Origin of the sequence: Candidatus Symbiopectobacterium endolongispinus, from assembly GCF_018777385.1 — a bacterium.
GTDB lineage: Bacteria > Pseudomonadota > Gammaproteobacteria > Enterobacterales > Enterobacteriaceae > Symbiopectobacterium > Symbiopectobacterium endolongispinus.
Genome location: NZ_JAFJYB010000001.1, coordinates 1,090,299 through 1,110,856, shown reverse-complemented (window position 1 = coordinate 1,110,856; position 20,558 = coordinate 1,090,299). Strand labels below are relative to the sequence as shown.

At 53.5% G+C, this 20,558-nt stretch carries 19 protein-coding genes and 3 pseudogenes; 7 read left to right on the top strand and 15 right to left on the bottom strand.

Annotation, left to right across the window (positions count from 1 at the left end; all coding sequences use genetic code 11):
• Positions 1-8 precede the first annotated feature (8 nt).
• Positions 9-571: pseudogene (locus JZM30_RS05615) on the top strand (helix-turn-helix domain-containing protein).
• A gap of 50 nt (positions 572-621) precedes the next feature.
• On the opposite strand, the gene JZM30_RS05610 reads toward JZM30_RS05615, so the two are convergent.
• Genes JZM30_RS05610 through JZM30_RS05605 form a run of 3 tightly spaced genes read right to left on the bottom strand, consistent with a single transcriptional unit; the run spans position 622 to position 1,729 of the window.
• Complete coding sequence (locus JZM30_RS05610) at positions 622-1,356, bottom strand: DUF3750 domain-containing protein (protein WP_252317860.1); 735 nt, start codon at positions 1,354-1,356, stop codon at positions 622-624.
• Between the two features lie 5 nt (positions 1,357-1,361).
• Positions 1,362-1,496 carry a hypothetical protein gene (locus tag JZM30_RS23520; RefSeq protein ID WP_286673440.1) on the bottom strand — a complete coding sequence of 45 codons (135 nt, stop codon included), beginning with the start codon at positions 1,494-1,496 and terminating at the stop codon, positions 1,362-1,364.
• A 44-nt stretch (positions 1,497-1,540) separates the two neighbouring features.
• Positions 1,541-1,729, bottom strand: a complete 189-nt coding sequence (locus tag JZM30_RS05605) for a helix-turn-helix domain-containing protein (protein ID WP_252318009.1) — start codon at positions 1,727-1,729, stop codon at positions 1,541-1,543.
• Between the two features lie 137 nt (positions 1,730-1,866).
• On the opposite strand from JZM30_RS05605, the gene JZM30_RS05600 reads away from it, so the two are divergent.
• From JZM30_RS05600 to JZM30_RS05585, 4 genes are all read left to right on the top strand, one after another.
• A complete protein-coding gene (locus JZM30_RS05600; RefSeq protein WP_252317859.1) occupies positions 1,867-2,121 on the top strand; it encodes a helix-turn-helix domain-containing protein in 255 nt (84 codons plus the stop codon).
• A gap of 170 nt (positions 2,122-2,291) precedes the next feature.
• The gene (locus tag JZM30_RS05595) at positions 2,292-2,681 is read left to right on the top strand and encodes an SHOCT domain-containing protein (RefSeq protein ID WP_252317858.1); all 390 of its coding nucleotides are present in this window, start codon (positions 2,292-2,294) and stop codon (positions 2,679-2,681) included.
• Positions 2,682-2,880: 199 nt separating this feature from the next.
• Positions 2,881-3,723 carry a glycoside hydrolase family 28 protein gene (locus tag JZM30_RS05590; protein ID WP_252317857.1) on the top strand — a complete coding sequence of 281 codons (843 nt, stop codon included), beginning with the start codon at positions 2,881-2,883 and terminating at the stop codon, positions 3,721-3,723.
• Positions 3,710-4,192, top strand: coding sequence for a glycosyl hydrolase family 28 protein (locus tag JZM30_RS05585; RefSeq protein ID WP_252317856.1), 483 nt, complete (start codon positions 3,710-3,712; stop codon positions 4,190-4,192). Before JZM30_RS05590 ends, JZM30_RS05585 begins: the two co-directional genes overlap by 14 nt.
• Positions 4,193-4,249: 57 nt before the next feature.
• Here JZM30_RS05585 and JZM30_RS05580 read toward each other — a convergent pair whose 3' ends face one another.
• Entirely contained in the window at positions 4,250-5,020 is a 771-nt protein-coding gene (locus tag JZM30_RS05580; protein WP_252317855.1) for a YdcF family protein, read from the bottom strand.
• 99 nt (positions 5,021-5,119) lie between these two features.
• Here JZM30_RS05580 and JZM30_RS05575 point away from each other — a divergent pair.
• A pseudogene (locus JZM30_RS05575) lies at positions 5,120-5,972 on the top strand (helix-turn-helix domain-containing protein).
• Between the two features lie 530 nt (positions 5,973-6,502).
• Here JZM30_RS05575 and guaA read toward each other — a convergent pair.
• On the bottom strand, positions 6,503-8,080 hold the full coding sequence (gene guaA / locus JZM30_RS05570) for a glutamine-hydrolyzing GMP synthase (protein WP_252317854.1): 1,578 nt from the start codon (positions 8,078-8,080) through the stop codon (positions 6,503-6,505).
• Positions 8,081-8,191: 111 nt separating this feature from the next.
• A complete protein-coding gene (guaB, locus tag JZM30_RS05565; RefSeq protein WP_252317853.1) occupies positions 8,192-9,655 on the bottom strand; it encodes an IMP dehydrogenase in 1,464 nt (487 codons plus the stop codon).
• A 180-nt stretch (positions 9,656-9,835) separates the two neighbouring features.
• On the opposite strand from guaB, the gene xseA reads away from it, so the two are divergent.
• Positions 9,836-11,212, top strand: coding sequence for an exodeoxyribonuclease VII large subunit (gene xseA, locus JZM30_RS05560; RefSeq protein WP_252317852.1), 1,377 nt, complete (start codon positions 9,836-9,838; stop codon positions 11,210-11,212).
• A 219-nt stretch (positions 11,213-11,431) separates the two neighbouring features.
• Here the strand turns inward: xseA and JZM30_RS05555 are convergent, their stop codons facing one another.
• The 9 genes and pseudogenes from JZM30_RS05555 to pilW all read right to left on the bottom strand — a co-directional run bounded on the left by JZM30_RS05555 (position 11,432) and on the right by pilW (position 20,502).
• Positions 11,432-11,662, bottom strand: coding sequence for a zinc ribbon domain-containing protein (locus tag JZM30_RS05555; RefSeq protein WP_252317851.1), 231 nt, complete (start codon positions 11,660-11,662; stop codon positions 11,432-11,434).
• A 19-nt stretch (positions 11,663-11,681) separates the two neighbouring features.
• On the bottom strand, positions 11,682-12,641 hold the full coding sequence (locus tag JZM30_RS05550; protein ID WP_252317850.1) for an AEC family transporter: 960 nt from the start codon (positions 12,639-12,641) through the stop codon (positions 11,682-11,684).
• 90 nt (positions 12,642-12,731) lie between these two features.
• A complete protein-coding gene (gene der / locus JZM30_RS05545) occupies positions 12,732-14,216 on the bottom strand; it encodes a ribosome biogenesis GTPase Der (RefSeq protein WP_252317849.1) in 1,485 nt (494 codons plus the stop codon).
• Between the two features lie 144 nt (positions 14,217-14,360).
• Positions 14,361-15,536, bottom strand: coding sequence for an outer membrane protein assembly factor BamB (bamB, locus tag JZM30_RS05540; RefSeq protein WP_252317848.1), 1,176 nt, complete (start codon positions 15,534-15,536; stop codon positions 14,361-14,363).
• 15 nt (positions 15,537-15,551) lie between these two features.
• The gene (locus JZM30_RS05535; RefSeq protein WP_252317847.1) at positions 15,552-16,172 is read right to left on the bottom strand and encodes a YfgM family protein; all 621 of its coding nucleotides are present in this window, start codon (positions 16,170-16,172) and stop codon (positions 15,552-15,554) included.
• Positions 16,173-16,185: 13 nt separating this feature from the next.
• A complete protein-coding gene (gene hisS / locus JZM30_RS05530) occupies positions 16,186-17,460 on the bottom strand; it encodes a histidine--tRNA ligase (protein WP_252317846.1) in 1,275 nt (424 codons plus the stop codon).
• 122 nt (positions 17,461-17,582) lie between these two features.
• Positions 17,583-18,704, bottom strand: a complete 1,122-nt coding sequence (ispG, locus tag JZM30_RS05525) for a flavodoxin-dependent (E)-4-hydroxy-3-methylbut-2-enyl-diphosphate synthase (protein ID WP_252317845.1) — start codon at positions 18,702-18,704, stop codon at positions 17,583-17,585.
• 40 nt (positions 18,705-18,744) lie between these two features.
• A complete protein-coding gene (gene rodZ, locus JZM30_RS05520) occupies positions 18,745-19,734 on the bottom strand; it encodes a cytoskeleton protein RodZ (RefSeq protein WP_252317844.1) in 990 nt (329 codons plus the stop codon).
• Positions 19,724-20,502 (bottom strand): annotated as a pseudogene (gene pilW, locus JZM30_RS05515) (type IV pilus biogenesis/stability protein PilW). The gene rodZ and the pseudogene pilW overlap by 11 nt, the downstream one beginning before the upstream one ends.
• Positions 20,503-20,558 lie beyond the last annotated feature (56 nt).

Here is a 20,558-nt window from a genome sequence, read left to right as displayed (position 1 = left end):
CGTTTTTTATGGAGAACGGAATGCAACTTTCATCAACGCCGATAGGTATTCTCGCCGTAGCGGTAAAACGCGAGCGCGGGCGGATAGGTATTTCCGTCAGTGAGCTGGCCAAACGTGCCGGTATCGCAAAATCGACGCTATCACAATTGGAGTCAGGCAGCGGTAATCCCAGCCTGGAAACGCTGTGGGCGCTGGCGATGGCACTGGATTGCAGGTAACACAGTTGATTGCAGCACCGCAGGTGCAGGTGATCCGTGCACATGAGGGCGAAATTGTCGCCGCTGAACAGGCACATTATTTTGTGACACTGCTCGCCGTCTGTCCGAGAGGCATGCAACGCGATATCTACCGCGTGACAGCGCAGCTGGGAAGTGTACGCCGCTCTGTCCCCCATCAACCCGGCACACTGGAACATGTCATGCTCAGCCGTGGGCGTGCCGTACTGGGTCCTGAAGGGCATGAGATTACGCTCAACGCCGGTGATTACGTCAGCTATGCCGCAGATAGGCCGCACACCTTTGAAGCATTGGAGGAAGATACCTGTGCGGTGATGATTATTGAGCACCCATAGCAGGGCGCGCTTCGCAGGACGTATCGGCTAGCGCACCACACCTTTTACCGTCAGCGTTCTTGCTGCTGATCGACATCGTCAAAACCTAATAGACCAATGAAAGGCAGACGCAACGCTGGCGGATTCACATCAATACCCAAGTTCATCTCCAGTAGGTTCACTTCCAGACCTTCTTCCAACGCCAGAGTGACGCCCAGCGCCCCCAGAACCGAAATCTGAACGCCGCTGCCCGAGGGAGCTAGCCCCACCGGATTCACGATTGAGCGGTAATCTTTACCAATAGCGTTGGCAGGCATATCCAGCTTTAAGGCAGGCACTTCACGGCCAATGTGCGCGAGAAAGGTGTTGCTGTTCGATCCAGGCCAGGCGCGATAGGTCTGCGGCCAAGGATAGCTTTTGATCGCGGCATCGACCAGCAGTTTCGGCGTGGCCCCGTACCAGAATCCATTCGGTAGCGTGTAATTCAAGCGTACCACATTGTCACTTCCCCAACTGATCACTTCATAACGCCGGTAGCGGGCTTCACCTTTGGCTTTCAGGATAATCCAGGGGTGAACCGCCACCAGACCGCGCCAGCCGTAAGTCGGCGCGGCATACACTTGAACAATAGCAGTATCTCGCCAACGCACGGGATCGGGCGCGACGCCCGCGGAGTCACGCCGAGCGGACCACCAGCCCTGGCCGCTCAGCGCTTCACCACCGCGCATCGAGTGTGCCCAGCTTTGCCAAAATGACAGCAACAATACGCTGACGATGGTCACACCTACAATCTTGGTAAACTTCATCAACATCATCCTGTTAATGCCGCCAACAAATAACGCTTCATTGTTGCATCATCAAAGAAATCAAGGCTGTCAGCAATACCTTTCGCTGTAAAAACGAGCAGAGCGACCATGATGCCAAACCGGTGCTGAACATCAGGCAATCTTAGCCACCCGCGTAAGGCTGATGGCTATTAAGCTACCCTGCTCAGCGGCGATTTTTCAGGTAGCGTGAAGGCCAAATCTCTTCCGGGCTCACATTTATCGCTTGTGCAATAAGCCGCTCCCCCTTAGGCCACCGTCGTGTCAGTGCATTCGCCAGCGTTGATGATGCCAACCCAGACGCCCGAGACAATGCCGCCAGCGACGTCCCCTTCCTTTTTATGGCAGCAATGATATCTGCTGGGTGCCAATCCTGTTTTTTCCATTTACGCCTCCAGTTCGTTGACTATAAGTCACTACGTTACCACAAAACCTCACCATCGTGACTAATAGTCCGTGGACTGATAAGCATCAAAAAACAATGCTTACTCCATGAAAACACCCAACTCTATCAAAGCCAGTCTGGGTCAGCGCGTAAGATCACTCAGATTGCAGGCGAATCTGTCGCAAGAAGCTTTTGCTGAAAAATGTGGGTTGGACCGCACATATCTCAGTGGCGTTGAGCGCGGCGTGCGCAATCCAACGCTGGAAGTGCTCTATATCATCGCCGTTGGGTTACACATCGATCTGGTTACTCTGTTTGCTTTTGAAGATGACGTTCAGGCAGCACCATCGCCAGATCAATAGCGCGCAATGTCTTTGCCGGTTATTTCTCACTGCTTATTTATCCATTCATCGCAATAGCTCCCTCATTTCTGTTTTTCCCTGTTGTGTGGAAAAAATAAATCTGTGCTATACCTTTATTATGTTCATCTCGACGCCTGATTTAATTAATTAAATCCAGAGGAAAAACAAAAATGGCAACACACCTACTGACGCTGTGGGATATATTGGTCACGGCATTTTCACTGTTCTTTTTTATTGCCTATCTTTTTATTCTTTTCCAGGTCGTATCCGATCTGTTTCGCGATCAGGAAGCCAGCGGCCTTTACAAAGCGGCGTGGATTGTTTTCTTACTATTTATTCCGCTACTTACTTCTCTCATCTACCTTATCGTACGTGGCAAGGGCATGGCAGAGCGACATCGCGCGCAGGTGAAAAAGTCCGTCTCAGCGACCAACGAGTATATTCGTGAGGTAGCGGGAAAATCGCCCGCTGAGCAGATATCCGATGCCAAAAAGTTGTTAGATAATGGCATCATAACTGAAGATGAATACCAAAAGCTGAAAGCGAAAGCCCTGGCTTGATTGAGAGATATTATTTATACGCCGCTATTTTATCTTTCTGCGACACAGGAAAAATGGCGGCGATAGTGATAAAACGAAGTATAACTTTGTGACACTTTCTTACGTGGCAACGAGAGAGCGGCGTCTGCGGTTTTGTTTTAATAATCGTCCGGGAGAAAACAATGAATTTACCTTAGAAGATGGTTAGCAGACTACGCCGATGAAAGTAAAGACACTCACAACGTTACTGTCGCTTTGCCTCGCATTTTTATTGAGCATCGTGCACGCCGCCGATCGCCGCCAGGTGCAGGAGCCCACCTATCCGCAGCACATTTGTACCACCCTGACGCCCGAACCGGGAAACAATCCGCAGCGGATTCAGCAGGCCATCGATCGCTGCCCTGCGGGTCAAGCCGTGAAATTAATCGCCGCCAACGGCCAAACTACCTTTTTAAGCGGCCCGCTGAGTATGCGTTCCGGCATATGGCTATGGATCGATAAAGGTGCCGTGCTCGCAGCCTCCGCCAACCCTACCGATTACGACAAAGGCCATGGTATTTGCGGCACGCTCAGCAATCAGAAGGGGCAATGTCAGCCCTTTATTCATATTGATAACGTACAGGGCGGTGGCCTGGTCGGCGAAGGCACAATTGATGGGCGTGGCAACCAGCTCATGGAGGGTAAAACTGAAACCTGGTGGCAGTTGGCGCGACGTGCGCAAAAGGAAGGGGGCAACCAGAACGTGCCTCGTCTTATTCAGGTCGATAACGCCAAAAATCTGACCTTTTATCACATCCGTTTAATCAACTCGCCTAACTTTCATCTGGTGCTGAATAAGGTACAAGGGATCACGGTGTGGGGAATTGTTATCGATACCCCAGCGGATGCGCGTAATACCGACGGTATCGATCCCGGTGCAGCAACCGATGTGACAATAGCGAAAAGCGTTATCCGCACCGGTGATGATAATATTGCGATTAAAGCAGGCAACAGCGGGCCAACACGTCTTATCTCTATTCTGGATAACCACTTCTATATCCGGTCACGGCATGTCTATCGGTAGTGAAACCAACAGAGGCATCAGCGATATTCTGATTAAAGATCTTACCTTGGATGGCACAACGTCAGGCATCAGAATTAAAAGTGATTCCAGCCGCGGCGGAATCGTTGAAAACGTCAAGGTTGAGAATGTCTGTTTACGCGATAACAAATGGCCGATTACGCTGGATACAGCTTATGAAGGCAAAAATGGTAACCTAATTCCCTGGTACCACCATATTTTGCTGAAAAATGTATCCGGTAACGGCGGCAAGGTGGTACTTAACGGCTATGACAGCGATCATACTCTTGATGTGACCTTTGACGGTGTGAAAATCGATAATCTTCAGGGCTGGCATCAACAGAACGCCGTTGTTCATGTGGCCGAAGGCGGCTTGACACCAGCGCCCTCGACCATCACCAACGCAACAGCAGTGAAAACGGCGTATACCTGTGAAGGCAAATGGCTGCCTTTCCCGGCGACGCGCCAATAGTCCCCGTAACCAAATCTGATAGCGTGAATCTGCCGTCGGTGCGATCCGACGGCAGGTTTATCTGATACTCACCTGAACGCCCTCATTTTCAATAAGCCACCGCCAGGCGTTTTCTACTGCATCAGGAATATCAACATGGCCGATAAAACCGGCCCCTGCTGGCCCGTAGCCAGTTGCATCATCGCGCAAGCGCTTGACCTCACCTAATATCATGGCGATATAGCGTTCAAGCGTCCATATGCCCGCACGCTGTCCGCCGGTAATCACCAGGGAATCGTCCACCTTGACGACATGCGGCACAAATACCGGCCAGTTGATAAATCGACAGGTTATCATTTTCTGCCGCCAACTGTACTCAAAAGATTCGAAGGTTCTGCGCTGCATGAGCGGATCCTGAACCAACAATATCGTCGCGGGGATCGATGACTGGGCCAACAGCCTGTCTCTGCTAAAGTCAGCATTTTGACCACAGTTGGTCGAGCGATTTTCTATCTCTATTTTTTCCCAGGGGATCGCGAAAACCTGATGTGCTATCTCGGCGAGAATATCCGCTTCCCCCAGCCCTTCGGTCTCAATGGCAGCCGTGAGCGGGTCCTGTTTTACCGCCTGCTGTAACAGCATGGTTGAATGGCCGATACCCCCGCTAAGTAACACAGGGACGCCAGTTTGCGCGGCAAAATCAAGCGCACCGATAATAGTAGGCATGATAGCGTGTCCCGCCAAAATCAGCAGGTCCGGGTTCAGATTTTCACGGATGCTAAAATCGTCAAGGGCTAACCAGCCCGCCAGCGTATTCAAATCGCGAATGGCTTCATCAGACAGATACATTGTGTTTTCTACCCTATCGGATGCACAGAAAGCGGCATCGTCGGCAACAAGATGATGGTTTAAAACAGAGATACCATAGACTATGACGGAGCCTATCCAATGACAACGCCCAACAAAGAAATGGTCAGCCGTGATTGGGTGAATCTTCGTCGTGATGAAGAAACCGGCATAGAGAGCTTACGTGCCCATTTTCGCGGCCATGCCTATGACTCCCATGACCACGACGAAGTATTAGTCGGAGTAACACAAAGGACTACAACAGTTTACCTGTCACCGCACGATGCACACCAGCCATCCAGGGCGAGCCATTCTGATCGAACCGGGGGCTGTGCACGACGGCCATGCCATACAAGCATAGGGTTTTACCTACGCCATGCTTTATCTCCCCCAAGCCTGGGCAACAGAAATGATGCAGCGCCGTGGATTGCCCGACGTCTCCGCATTAGAGGCCGCGTTTAAAAATACCCTGACGGATGATCCGACGTTAATTTTTGCGATTCAACAGGCCTTTTTCGCCATCCATCACCACGAAGGCCGACTCGCTCGGGATCAAAGTCTGGATCATCTGCTTTCGCTGCTCGCTCGACATGTTGTGACTCGGCCAACGTCCATTTCGAACGATTCTCTGCGCCAGATGCACCAACTCAAAGATCATCTGCACGACAACATGCATCTGGATATCGGGCTGGATGAACTGGCCCGCCATTCGGGTATCGACCGATTTCGCTTAAGTCGCCAATTCAAAAGAGCGTTCGGTCAGTCTCCACACGCTTATCTGGTTCGACTCCGACTGCGCACGGCACGTACCTTGCTTGCCATGGGAAATGAGCCCGCCAAGGTTGCTTCTCTGGTGGGTTTTTCGGATCAAAGTTATATGGACCGCTGGTTTCAACGCGCTTATCGGCTTTCTCCGGCTGCCTACCAACGCCAGAAGCACAGGCAAGAACCATAGTAAACACGCTGAAAGAGGCAGGATTTACCAACAAAGATGCTTTTGCCTTTGAAATCAATAATAAGGTCGGAAGTAATAAGACTGCCACCAAAAATGAAATGGCGAATAACCTTTACCATCTGATACAGCATATTATTGATTCAGACCTTCCCATCTGTACCAATAATTTGTACATCAAAACCAATATTGATACCTGGAAGAACAGCGTTGCATGGGAATTGCATGATGATTTCTTTCGGAAAATAAAAATCTGGCCCGAACACTGGAGAACACAGCCTGACCACCCTGATACGTTATATCCCTGGGGAAAAGGAAACTGGAGTTTCTGGGAATATTCATCTCACGGGACGATAAAAGGCATAAATGGCAACGTCTTGATCAGTAAGATCAACCCACAGCGCTAACGCTTGAATCGAGAAACACGCTAAAACTAGCGGAGAATGTCACAGGACATTCTCCGCTGAGGTCTATGTAGATGATGCTGCCAGATGTAATACCGTTGCAGGGCAATCCCCTACGTTAAACGGCGATTATTCCCACTCAATCGTCGCAGGCGGCTTGCCAGACACGTCGTAAACCACGCGGGAAATGCCATCGACTTCGTTGATAATGCGGTTGGAAACGCGGCCCAGGAAGTCATAAGGCAGGTGTGCCCAGTGCGCGGTCATAAAGTCGATAGTTTCGACCGCACGCAGAGAGACCACCCAGTCGTATTTACGACCGTCGCCCATCACGCCTACGGAACGCACCGGCAGGAACACAGTAAAGACCTGGCTTACCTTGTGGTACAGGTCAGCGTTGTGCAGTTCTTCGATGAAGATGGCATCGGCACGGCGCAGCAGATCGCAGTACTCTTTCTTCACTTCGCCCAACACGCGCACCCCAAGGCCTGGACCGGGGAACGGATGGCGGTACAGCATGTTGTACGGCAAGCCCAGTTCAAGACCAATTTTACGCACTTCATCTTTGAACAGTTCTTTCAGCGGCTCAACCAGACCCAGCTTCATCTCTTTCGGCAGGCCACCCACGTTGTGGTGAGATTTAATAACGTGTGCTTTACCGGTCTTGGACGCCGCTGATTCAATCACGTCAGGATAGATGGTGCCCTGCGCCAGCCATTTCACCTCGGTTTGCTTGCTTGCTTCTTCATCGAACACTTCGACAAACACGCGACCAATGATTTTGCGTTTGGCTTCTGGATCGTTTTCACCGGCCAATTCAGACAGGAAACGATTTTCCGCAGTCACGTGCACGATATTCAGACCAAAGTGATCGCCGAACATTTCCAGCACCTGATCCGCTTCGTTCAAACGCAGCAGGCCATTATCCACGAACACGCAGGTCAAACGATCTCCAATGGCACGGTGCAGCAGCATCGCCGTCACAGAGGAGTCAACACCACCGGACAGGCCCAGGATCACACGATCGTTGCCAATCTGTTCCCGCAGACGCACTACCGCGTCATCAATGATTTTTGCCGGTGTCCACAGCGCATCACATTGGCAGATATCACGTACAAAGCGTTCCAGCATGCGCTGTCCCTGACGGGTATGCGCCACTTCCGGATGGAACTGTACGCCATAAAAGCGTTTCTCTTCGTTAGCCATAATGGCAAACGGGCAGGTATCGGTGCTGGCAACGGTGACGAAATCGGATGGAATGGCCGTTACTTTATCGCCGTGGCTCATCCATACGTCAAGCAGCGGCGCACCGCTTTCACTCAGCGCATCCTGAATATCGCGCAGCAGCGCGCTTTCCGCTTTGATTTCGACCTGAGCATAACCAAACTCACGCTCGCTGGAGCTTTCTACATGTCCACCCAGCTGCATTGCCATGGTCTGCATGCCATAGCACACACCCAACACCGGCACACCGGCCTGGAACACATATTCCGGCGCGCGCGGGCTGTTGTGCTCGGTGGTGCTTTCCGGGCCACCGGAAAGGATGATGCCGTTCGGGTTAAATTCGCGAATCTGTGCTTCGGTAACGTCCCATGCCCAGAGCTCGCAATAAACGCCCAGTTCACGCACGCGGCGCGCGACCAGTTGCGTGTACTGCGAACCAAAATCCAGAATGAGTATGCGGTGTTGATGAATATTTTCTGTCATGAGAGGCGTATTCCAAAATACTTAAGGAGCAAAAAATAAGAGAACCCGGCGAAGTTTACCGGGTTTCTGTCAAATCAGCCATCACATAGGCAGATTGGCCTGTGGGCTCAATCAACCCATCCGATAGTTCGGAGATTCTTTGGTGATGGTCACATCGTGCACATGACTTTCCTGAATACCTGCACCGCTGATGCGAACAAATTCGGCCTGAGTGCGCAGTGCGTCAATGGTGCCGCAACCGGTCAAGCCCATGCAGGAACGCAGGCCGCCCATCTGCTGATGCACGATCTCTTTCAGGCGGCCTTTATAAGCCACTCGCCCTTCGATCCCTTCCGGCACCAGTTTATCTGCCGCATTATCGCTCTGGAAATAACGGTCAGAAGAGCCTTTAGACATGGCACCCAACGAGCCCATCCCACGGTAAGATTTAAAGGAACGGCCTTGATACAGCTCGATCTCACCCGGAGATTCTTCCGTGCCCGCCAGCATAGAACCTACCATCACACAGGCTGCACCCGCAGCGATGGCTTTGGCGATGTCACCGGAGAAACGGATGCCACCATCAGCAATGACCGGAATGCCAGTACCTTCAAGCGCTGCTACCGCGTCGGAAATCGCGGTGATCTGCGGTACACCCACGCCGGTAACGATACGGGTGGTACAAATAGAGCCAGGGCCAATACCGACTTTCATAGCGCTCACGCCTGCTTCAGCCAGCGCTTTGGCACCGGCACCGGTGGCAACGTTGCCGCCGATGATTTGCAGATCGGGGTATTTAGCGCGGGTTTCACGAATACGCTGCAATACACCCTCAGAGTGGCCGTGCGAGGAGTCGATCAGCAGTACGTCAACACCGGCAGCAACCAGCGCATCGACGCGCTCTCCGTTGCCCGCACCTGCGCCAACTGCCGCTCCTACGCGCAGGCGACCGTGTTCGTCTTTACAAGCGTTAGGTTTACGCTCGGCTTTCTGGAAGTCTTTCACAGTGATCATGCCGAGCAGATGGAAGCTGCCATCCACCACCAGCGCTTTCTCAACGCGTTTTTCGTGCATTTTTTGCAGCACCACTTCGCGCGCTTCGCCTTCACGCACCGTTACCAGACGGTATTTCGGCGTCATCACGGCACTCACCGGGCGTTCCAAATCAGTCACAAAACGTACGTCACGGCCAGTGATAATGCCGACCAGTTCGTTATCGTCAGTTACTACCGGGTAACCGGCAAAGCCGTTACGTTCGGTTAGCGCTTTGACTTCACGCAGCGTGGTGGTTGGCGTCACGGTTTGCGGATCGACAACCACGCCGCTTTCATGGCGTTTTACCCGGCTGACTTCTTCCGCCTGGCGCTCAATCGACATGTTTTTATGGATGAAACCGATGCCGCCTTCCTGCGCCAGAGCGATGGCCAAACCGGATTCCGTCACGGTATCCATGGCAGCAGAAAGCATAGGAATATTCAAACGAATCGTTTTTGTGAGCTGGGTGGTGAGATCGGCAGTGTTCGGCAGAACGGTCGAGTGAGCTGGGATCAGGAGAACGTCATCAAACGTCAGTGCTTCTTTGGCAATACGTAGCATGGGCAATATCTCATGTGGGGATGCGATAAAATATTGCCGTGGCATTATACAGAGCGTAATCGGTTGCCCCCAGCTTTTTTTATAAAAAACTTGATTAACCTTTCAGGCAAGGTAGTATTGGTTAATTAACCCTCTGTTTTAAAATTTGATCTCTCTCACTAAATCGGGTTAGCCAACGCCATGTCCCAAGCGCCTTCATCCGCTATTTTTACCGTCAGCCGCCTAAATCAAACCGTCCGTCAACTGTTGGAAATGGAAATGGGGCAAATCTGGCTGTGCGGCGAGATATCCAACTTCTCCCAACCCGCCTCCGGTCACTGGTACTTTACCCTGAAAGACGAGCGCGCTCAGGTACGCTGCGCCATGTTTCGCACCAGCAATCGTCGTGTGACGTTTCGCCCACAAAACGGGCAGCAAGTGTTGCTGCGCGCTACGATCACCCTGTACGAACCGCGCGGTGATTACCAACTGCTGGCAGAAAGCATGCAACCCGCAGGTGATGGCCTGTTGCAACAGCAGTTCGAACAGCTTAAGCAGCGGTTAGCGTCAGAAGGATTGTTCGATCAGTCATTCAAACAGGCGCTCCCCCGCCCTGCCAGCAGCGTCGGCGTCATTACTTCACCTAGCGGCGCGGCGCTGCATGATATCCTGCATGTGCTACAGCGGCGCGATCCCGCCCTGCCGGTGGTGATTTATCCGAGCCAGGTGCAAGGCGAAGAGGCTCCAGCGCAAATTGTTCGCGCCATTCAACGTGCCAATCAACGACAAGAGTGCGATATACTGATCGTTGGGCGCGGCGGCGGTTCACTGGAAGACCTCTGGAGCTTTAACGATGAACGGGTGGCTCGCGCCATTTTCGCCAGTCGTATTCCTATTGTGAGTGCTGTCGGCCATGAAACCGACGTCACCATTGCCGACTTCGTGGCGGATTTACGCGCTCCGACCCCGTCGGCGGCGGCAGAGTTGGTCAGTCGCGATCGCAACGAACTGCTGCGCCAGCTACATGCACAACGTCAGCGGCTGGAAATGGCGATGGATTATTCACTGGCCCAGCACCAGCGCGATTTTGCCCGACTCCACCACCGTTTGCAGCAACAGCATCCGCAGTTACGCTTGGCGCGTCAGCTTAACCAATTGATCACCATGCGGCGCAGGATTGATGAGAGCATGCAGCAGCAACTGCGGCGCGCGACCCTGCGCAATGAGCGTTTGCAGCAGCGGCTGACGCAGCAGCAACCGCTTTCACGTATTCATCGTGCGCAGCAACACCTGCAACAGATGCAGTATCAATTACAGCGGCTTATCACCCGGCAACTGAGTGAGAATAAACAGAGGTTGGGTGAGGTTTGTTCCCATCTGGAAGGCGTCAGCCCACTAAAAACACTGGCGCGTGGCTATAACGTGACCACCACCCCCTCTGGGCAGGTTTTACGCGCCACGACTCAGGCAGCACTGGGCGACACGCTAAAAACCCGATTACAGGACGGCTGGATAGAAAGCCAGGTTACGCAGGTCACGCCAGATGCTAAAAAGCGCGCACGCAGGAAAACGTCTTAGCACTTCAGACTGATGGTAAAGACGCGTATCTTTTCGTCATCCTCGGTGAAAGCTGGGGATCTCCGCCAGAAGAAATGCGTATAACCTGCGGGAGATTCCCGCCTACGCGGGAATGACGAAGGTGGGAAGAAATGACAGCAATAGCTAAAAATGACCGTTTTCGGTCGGTTTTTCAGCAATCCAAAGCACCTTATCGTTTGTTTTTCACTCCGCGCACACTTATTCCTGTTCCGACTGATAGCTGAACAGCACGCGTTGGCGTGAAATCAAACCGTGGCCACGTTGGCAGAAATAACTCACCGAACCACAGGCTGATAAGGTTTGCAGAGGCTGCTGGCATTCCGGGAAATGCGCTTGTTGCTGAAAATGGTGATGGCACTGCGGACACTGGAACCGACTATCGTTCAGCCAGTTTAGGGCATGTTGGCAATGCGGGCATAGGGTTTCCATTGGCTCCTCCGTTTCAGGCTTAAGCGATGCCCCAGGCGCGTAACAAATAAACCCCGAGCGCTGTGGCAAAAAACGATCCTACTGTGGTCATGGCGATAATGTTGGCCGCCAGCGTAGCGTTCCCTCCCATAGCCCGTGTCATGGCATAGCTGCCTGCCGCCGTCGGGGTCGAGGCAAAGAGAAAAATGATCCCCAACTGCACACCGCGAAAGCCTACCAGCCAGCCACCGAGCGTCAGCAGGCCTGGCACCACCACCAGTTTGGCAACGGTGGAGAGCGCCGCGACGTTACTGGTGCGCAACATGGTTTTAAAATCAAGACTCGCCCCGGCACACAGCAATGCCAATGGCAGCGCCAGCCCGGAGATCTGCTGACCCGTTTGTCGCACCACGTCGGGCAGTGCCAAGCCAGACTGAAAATAGACCACTCCCAGTAACAGCCCAATAATCAGCGGATTGGTCGCGATGCTGGTTAACAGCGCTTTCTTGCTGACGCGGCCGCCATCCTGCCCCCGCCGTAGACTGCGCGTTAGGGTGATCACGGACAGCACGTTGAACAAGATAACAGTGACCGTCAGGTAGAGCGAGCCGACCGCAATCCCCTGCTCACCATAAGCGCGTACCGCAAACGCCAACCCCATAATGCCAGTGTTGGATCGAAAACCTCCCTGAACAAAAATACCGCGCTCACGGGGATCTTTCACCAGATAAACAGCCGCATACTCGAGCAATAAAAACGTGGTTACGGTACCTACGGCACCATAGAGGATCATCGGGAGATGCGTGGCAATTGACTGTTGGCTGGTCGCCACGCTGAAAAACAGCAGGAAGGGCAGCGCCAGATTAAACACCAACTTCATTGCCGAATCGCAAAAGGCGTCATCCAACTGCCCCAAACGGCGCAGCCCCATGCCAATCAACAGGATTAACAAGTTAGACATGGTGACATTAAAGGCAAAACTCCAGGTTTCCCAAGACATAACGTACACTTTCACACAGGGTTGACGGCCATTGCTGATTCAAAGGCCATAATCAGAATGGGGCGGATCATCGATTCCGCCCCATTCTGATTACTTGCCTTTCTTGATGTGCTGCATCAAGCGCTTACGCTTACGCAACTGATTGGGCGTGAGGGTATTGCGCTTCTCGGCAAAGGGGTTTTCCCCCTCTTTGAACTGAATGCGAATCGGCGTGCCCATGACGTTCAGCGAACGACGGTAGTAGTTCATCAGATAGCGTTTGTAGGAATCCGGCAGATCTTTGACCTGATTGCCGTGGATCACCACAATCGGCGGGTTGTACCCCCCGGCGTGAGCGTATTTCAGCTTCACGCGGCGGCCCTGAACCAGCGGCGGCTGGTGATCGTCAACGGCCACCCGCATGATACGCGTCAACAGTGAGGTGTTCACACGCTTGGTAGCGCAGGTATACGCTTCGTGCACCGACTCAAACAAGTTACCGACGCCGCTGCCATGCAGCGCAGAGATAAAATGCACGCGCGCAAAATCGATGAACCCGAGACGTAAGTCGAGCATGTCTTTCACCTGCTCTTTGATCTCTTGCGACAGCCCATCCCATTTGTTCACCGCGATAACCAGCGAACGTCCCGCATTAAGAATAAAGCCCAACAGCGAGAGATCCTTATCGGAAATGCCGTCGCGCGCATCGATAACCAGCAGTACCACGTTGGCATCTTCAATCGCTTGCAGCGTTTTGATCACCGAGAATTTTTCGACGGTTTCCGTGACCTTGCCACGTTTACGTACGCCAGCGGTGTCGATCAGCACATACTCGCGGCCATCGCGCTCCATCGGAATGTAAATGCTGTCGCGGGTGGTGCCCGGCATGTCATACACCACCACACGGTCTTCGCCCAGAATACGGTTGGTCAGAGTGGATTTGCCCACATTGGGGCGACCGACGATAGCCAGTTTAATGGGCATACTTTCCGGATCGAAGTCATCTTCGGTGTCCTCTGGCTCATCGGTATTTTCGCCCAACTGTTCCGCCCAATAGGCAGCGTTAGCCTCTTCTTCCGTCAGTTCAACCGGTTCATCTTCCTGCTTGGCGTAAGGCAGCAACACGTTTTCCAGCAACGAGGTAACACCGCGCCCGTGGGAAGCTGCCATGGGATAGACCTCACCCAGCCCCAGCGAATAGAAATCCGCCATCGCGATATCCGCATCCACGCCATCAATTTTGTTGGCGACCAGGAAGGTGGCTTTCTCGCGGCTGCGCAAATGCTGTGCGATGCCCAGATCGGCAGGCATCAGGCCGGCGCGCGCATCCACCATAAACAGCACGATATCCGCTTCTTCAATGGCGAGCAGCGACTGCCCTGCCATACGGGTTTCCACGCCCTCTTCCGAACCGTCGATACCACCGGTATCAATGATAATGAACTCCTGCCCTTCAACTTCCGCCCGGCCGTATTTACGGTCACGCGTCAGCCCAGGAAAATCCGCCACCAGGGCGTCACGGGTACGCGTCAGGCGGTTAAACAGGGTAGATTTCCCCACATTCGGGCGCCCAACGAGCGCGACGACAGGTATCATTTCACAACCTCATTTATTATATTTCAATATGTTACAGTAAATCGACTCGCTGACATTTAAAAGACGAAACGGCCCCTGATGCATTCAGGAGCCGTTTCAAGGCTCACCCCGTCTGCGCGGTGCAGCCCAGATACATTCTGTTCTCTAGCGGGTAAACGCGTATACGTCGCCGTTCTTGGCCTGAATCAACAGCTTGTCGCTAGCCACCACCGGGTCGCTTAGGAAACCGGAACTGTCCACTTTATGCTGCGCCACGAAACGACCATCCGCAGTATTGATCCAGTGCAGATAACCTTCGGAGTCCCCCATCACCAGATAGCCATTATACAGCGCTGGTCCGGTCAGGTTACGGTGCAGCAGATCGCTTTGTCGCCACAGATTCACGCCGCCATTGGTGCTGAGAGCGACCACGCGATCGTTTTGATCCACGACGTAGATACGATCGCCATCGATGACAAAATCCTGCACGCTGCCCAGTTCGCGTTTCCACACTATCTGGCCAGAGCGCAGATCGAGCGCCGTCATGTTGCCGTTATAGCCGAGCGCATACACCAGCTCACCAGCCACCACCGGCGTCGTATCCACATCGTTCAAACGATCGATTTCGGTCGCACCGCTCGGTTGAGAAATGCGCTGCTGCCAAATCAGTTGCCCTTGGTTGATCAGCACTGCATTTACACGACCATTGTCACCGCCGACAATAGCAGCACCAAACGCGGTTGCAGGCGCAGATTCACCGCGCATCGACAGCGTCGGGATATCCAGGTTTACGGTCCATTTAATGGTACCGTCACTTTCATTTAGCGCTTGCAGCATACCGTTGCTAGTGTGCACCAGCACCACGCCATCACTCACCACCGGACGTGATAATACTTCACCAGCTGCCGTGGCTTGCCATGCAAGGGTACCGTCTGCCGCATTAAGCGCAAACACCTCTGCGCGCTCACTGCCGACATAGACACGATCGCCAGAAACCGTCACACCGCCGGAAAGCAGCGCGGATTCACGCGACGAGAGCAGCCCACGTTTGGTAGACAGATCGGCACGCCACAGCTCTTTGTCGTTCGCCAAGTCCATCGCCTTCACCAGACCTTTACGGTCGGCAGCAAAAACGCGATCGCCCTGCCAGGCTGGACGCAAATTGGAGTAGTGCCCGTCAAGACCGCTCCCCACAGAACTGCTCCAAACTTTGGTTGGCGTAAACTGATTCTCAACCTTGGGCAGCGGCGACATGGTTACCACGTCTTCTTCACCGCTAAACAGCGAACATCCGCTCAAAAAAGCCAGAGAAAGCATTCCAACCACAAGTGTTTTACGCATTGCATGACGTTCCTCTTAGCCCGGCAGATTATTTAATTTCATACGCAGCAACGCCTGCAATGCCCGTGGCGGATTCGCCGCGACCCCTTTATCGTATGCCGCACGTGCAGCCGCGTTATCGCCTTTGCTCACCAAGGCATCGCCGCGCACATCCGCCACCATAGCAGCCCATCCCGCCTGTGTGATGGTATCCAGCGTTTTCAATGCGTCATCGGCTTTACCCTGCTGCACCTGAACGCGCGCCAAACGCAGCGCGGTCAATGCTTGCAGATCGACATCTTTGGTTTGCGTCAACGCTGTGCGCAATTGGGCTTCCGCCTGAGCGAACTCCCCTTTATCGGCGTGATAGCGCGCCAGTTGCAAGGAAGACAACACGCCATAGCTGCTCTTATTCTCAGCCGAGAATTTTTCCGCCGCCGAAACGCCCGCCGCATCACCTTTCGCCAATGCTTCACTGGCCTGCTGGTAAGCTAACGAGGAAGACATGGCCCCTTCAGACTGATGATTCTGCCAGTAACGCCACCCGACCAGGGCACCGATACCGAGCACAATCCACACCACCAACACTTTACCGTTTTCAATCAAAAAGCGGCGCAACGCATCAACTTGCTCATTCTCAGTGGTATAGACTTCCACGGTGTCTCTCTCCTCAACCCAGTAACGTTGCCAGACGCGCGGCAACGTCCACCTGCGCCAATGTATCCTGCTCGCCGCTGCTCAGATTTTTCACCACCACCTGACCGGAAGCCACTTCGTTCTCGCCCAGCACCAGCGCAATACGAGCGCCCCATTTATCCGCGCGAGCAAACTGTTTCTTGAAATTTCCGCCGCCATAGTTGGTCATCAGTTTCAGCTCAGGCAGCGCATCACGCAGTGTTTCAGCCAGTTGCATGGCCGCTGACTGCGTGCCAACGCCAGAGGAAATCAGATACACCTCAACGCCAGGCAGTGCGGTGAAATCAGGGTTAACCGACTGCACTAACAGCACCAAACGCTCCAGCCCCATGGCAAAACCGACAGCAGGTGTGGCATGCCCACCGAGCTGTTCTACCATGCCGTCATAACGGCCGCCCGCGCACACCGTGCCCTGCGAACCCAGACTGGTGGTGACCCACTCGAACACAGTGCGGTTGTAATAATCCATACCACGCACCAACCGCGGATTCACCGTAAATGGGATACCCGCTTGCGTTAAAAGTTCACCCAGTTGCTCAAAGTGTTGGCGAGATTCGTCATCCAGATAGTCCGTCAACACCGGCGCATCATTGAGAAGTGCCTGCACCTGCGCGTTTTTGGAATCCAATACGCGCAGCGGGTTGGTGTACATGCGACGCAAGCAATCTTCATCCAACTGATCTTTGTGTTGTTCCAGAAACGCGATCAACGCATCACGGTAGCGCGCCCGTGCTTCCAGCGAACCGATGGAGTTCAGTTCCAGCGCCACGTGTTCGGCGATACCCAGTTCGCGCCACCAGCGCGCACTGAGCAGGATCAGTTCGGCATCAATATCCGGCCCTTGCAGACCAAACACTTCACAGCCTAACTGATGGAATTGACGGTAGCGCCCTTTTTGCGGACGTTCGTGACGGAACATCGGCCCCATATACCACAGGCGCTGCTCCTGATTATAAAGGATACCGTGTTCAATACCGGCACGTACGCAGCCTGCGGTCCCTTCAGGGCGCAGTGAGAGGCTATCGCCGTTACGGTCGTCAAAGGTGTACATCTCTTTTTCAACCACATCGGTCACTTCGCCAATCGCCCGTTTAAACAACGGCGTATGTTCAACGATGGGCAGACGGATTTCACTGTAACCGTAACTGTGGAGTACTTTTTTCAGGCTATCTTCGATACGCTGCCATAAGGCCGTTTCAGCAGGCAGATAATCATTCATGCCGCGTATGGCTTGGATATTTTTTGCCACGTCAGTTCTCTATGCGTTTTAAAATCGTTTTTCCAATGGATCCGATTATAGGGGGTTCAATGTGCTCTGTTCAACGTTAAAGCCACCGCCTGGTTTAACAGTCACTGACGATGCGAGGCTGATTATTTGTCCACCACATTGACCGTGATGCGTTTATTTTCATCCAGCATCGCCGCTTTGGCGCGAATTTTCGCTTCCAGTTGGTCAATCATGTCGTCGTTGTCAAAGCGCTCTCTCTGGCGCACGCCATCTTCATAAAAGCCGCTTTTCTTGTTACCGCCGGTCACACTCAGCGTTGAGACCAGCGCTTCGCCAGGCCCGTTGACCACGCAACCGATAATGGAAACGTCCATCGGCGTAATGATATCTTCCAGACGCTGTTCCAGCGCGTTGACCGTGCCGATAACATCGAATTCCTGGCGAGAGCAGGTAGGGCACGCGATGAAATTGATACCACGCGCGCGAATACGCAGCGATTTCAGGATATCAAAGCCGACTTTGACTTCTTCAACCGGATCGGCCGCCAGCGAAATACGCAGCGTGTCGCCAATGCCTTCCGACAGCAGCAGCCCTAAGCCGATAGCCGATTTGACCGCACCGCTGCGTGCGCCGCCCGCTTCTGTAATCCCCAGATGCAGCGGCTGATCGATACGCGCCGCCAGTAAACGGTAAGACTGCACGGCCAGAAACACATCCGACGCTTTCACACTCACCTTGAACTGATCGAAGTTGAGGCGATCGAGGATGTCCACGTGGCGCATTGCAGATTCCAACAGCGCTTCTGGCGTGGGTTCACCGTATTTTTCCTGAAGATCCTTTTCCAGCGAACCGCCGTTGACCCCGATGCGAATCGGAATGTTTTTATCGCGCGCGCAATCGACCACCGAGCGAATACGCTCTTCGTTGCCGATATTGCCGGGATTGATACGCAGGCAGTCTACGCCGTACTCCGCCACTTTCAGCGCGATACGGTAGTCAAAGTGGATATCGGCCACCAGCGGAACGTTAACCTGCTGTTTGATCAGCTTAAACGCTTCCGCTGCGTCCATGGTAGGCACGGAGACGCGAACAATATCCACGCCAACGCGTTCAAGGGACTTGATCTGTTTTACAGTGGCGTCCACATCGGTGGTTCGGGTGTTAGTCATCGACTGCACGGCAATCGGTGCGCCGTCACCAACAGGCACCTTGCCGACGTAAATGCGCGTTGATTTGCGACGGACGATGGGTGCAGGGTTATGCATTACTTCTTCTCCACATTTACAGCATCACCGGCACCGGAAATTACTCCGCTGCCAGTGTCAGACGAACAATCTGGTTGCTTCTTACAAACCGGCTCAAATCCACCGGTTTACCTTGATACTGAATTTGCACTGCTGCCGGTGCGCCGATCTTCAAGCGATAAGGCGCCTGACCGCTCAGGTTTAACACACTGCCGCTGCGCTGCACGCCGCTGTAGAGTTTTTTGCCTGCCGCATCGATCACTTCCAGCCAGCAATCGGCGCTGAAGGTCATGGCAATGGTATTGCCGTTGTCACTGACAGGCGTTGCGCTCTGTGAAGCAGCGGACTCTGTAGCAGTAGAATGGGGCATGGTAACCGGTGCAACAGGCTGATGCCCATTACCTGCCTGCGCTGGCGTCACCGGCGCACCCGTGGTCGTTGCTGCATTTGCAGCAGGCGAATTCACCGACGCTGAATTCGCGGTGGTGTTTGCACCTTCCGGCGCGGCCGGCGCAATCTGCGTCAAATCGATAGTCTGTGAGCCGGTCGTGGCGAGCGGAACCGCAGTTTGACTCTCAGCCTCTTCCGGCGTGTTAGCCGCAGCATGCTCGACCATAGAGCTGATCTCTTGCTGCTGCACCTGATAATTCTGCCACCACCAGGCACCGGTTAACCCTAGCACGATAAGCACCACCAGCCAGGTAAAAGTCATCAACCAGCCATCGCGTTTCTTACGGCTTTTTCCTAAGGCAAAGCCTTGCATTGACGCCACGTTGGCGATTCTCGGCACCACGTGTTTATCCAACGCGGGCAGCAGTTCGCTTTCCGGCAAATGCACCAGCTTGGCATAAGAGCGGATATAACCGCGCAAAAAGGTAGGTGCTAAATCAGGAGAGGTGCTGCCCTCTTCGATCTCTCGCACGGTGGTCACTTTGAGGCATAAACGTTCAGCGACAGTTTGCTGTGTCAATCCCATATGCTCACGCGCCTGACGAAGACGCTCGCCAGGAGTGGCAGGGGTGGTATTTTTTAGAGTGGCTTCAGTATTCATTAGCTAAGAACTGCTGGTACTGTTTAGAGTGTGGAAAACTTCGCGCCAGCCTTTACGCTCATCATCACGGCCCGCCAACGCGGCGAAACGAATCTCTAACCACAGACTCTCAGCTCTGGCTGGAAGGCTATGGTGATAAATATCCAAAAGGTGCCTGGCTTCGTTAAAGTGTTGGGCAGTCAGTCGATGCCCCACTTCACTGAGCACCCTGTCGCCTTTTGTCGGGTCATAGTGTGGCGCCAGAACTAACAATGTGCGTGCCTCATCACATTTTCCCTCTTTGAAATGGCAGTATCCCGCGTTTTCCAAAGCCGGCACAACTTCCCGATAATCAGGATGTTGTGCCGCAGCGCTAAACTGTTTCTGCGCCGCTACATACTGCCCTAAACTACAGAGAAACGCACCGTAATTATTCATTACGCTGGCATTTTCCGGTGCCTGACGCAACGCGGTTTGATAACGCCGTTCTGCCGCACCGTATTCGCCAATGCGCTGTTCGTACAATGCCATACCCAGTTGGGTACGGTAATCGTCTGGAGCGGCCTCAACGGCACTCGACAAGTTGCGCCGCGCCGCGTCAAGATCGTCTCGTTTCAGGTATGCCATACCCAGTTGCAACCGCGTAGTGACCAACGCTTCAGTCGCCGACGGGCGCTGCACCTTGGCACACCCACTCAACAGTGGCACTACGATGCCGAGCGCGAATAAAACACGACGCTGTACATACTCTTGACGTTGTACATAATCTTGCTGAATACGAGGTGTCATCCTGACCCTCCGCTAAAAAACAGATTCCCTGTCCGCTCGCTGTCGCATCCCGCATT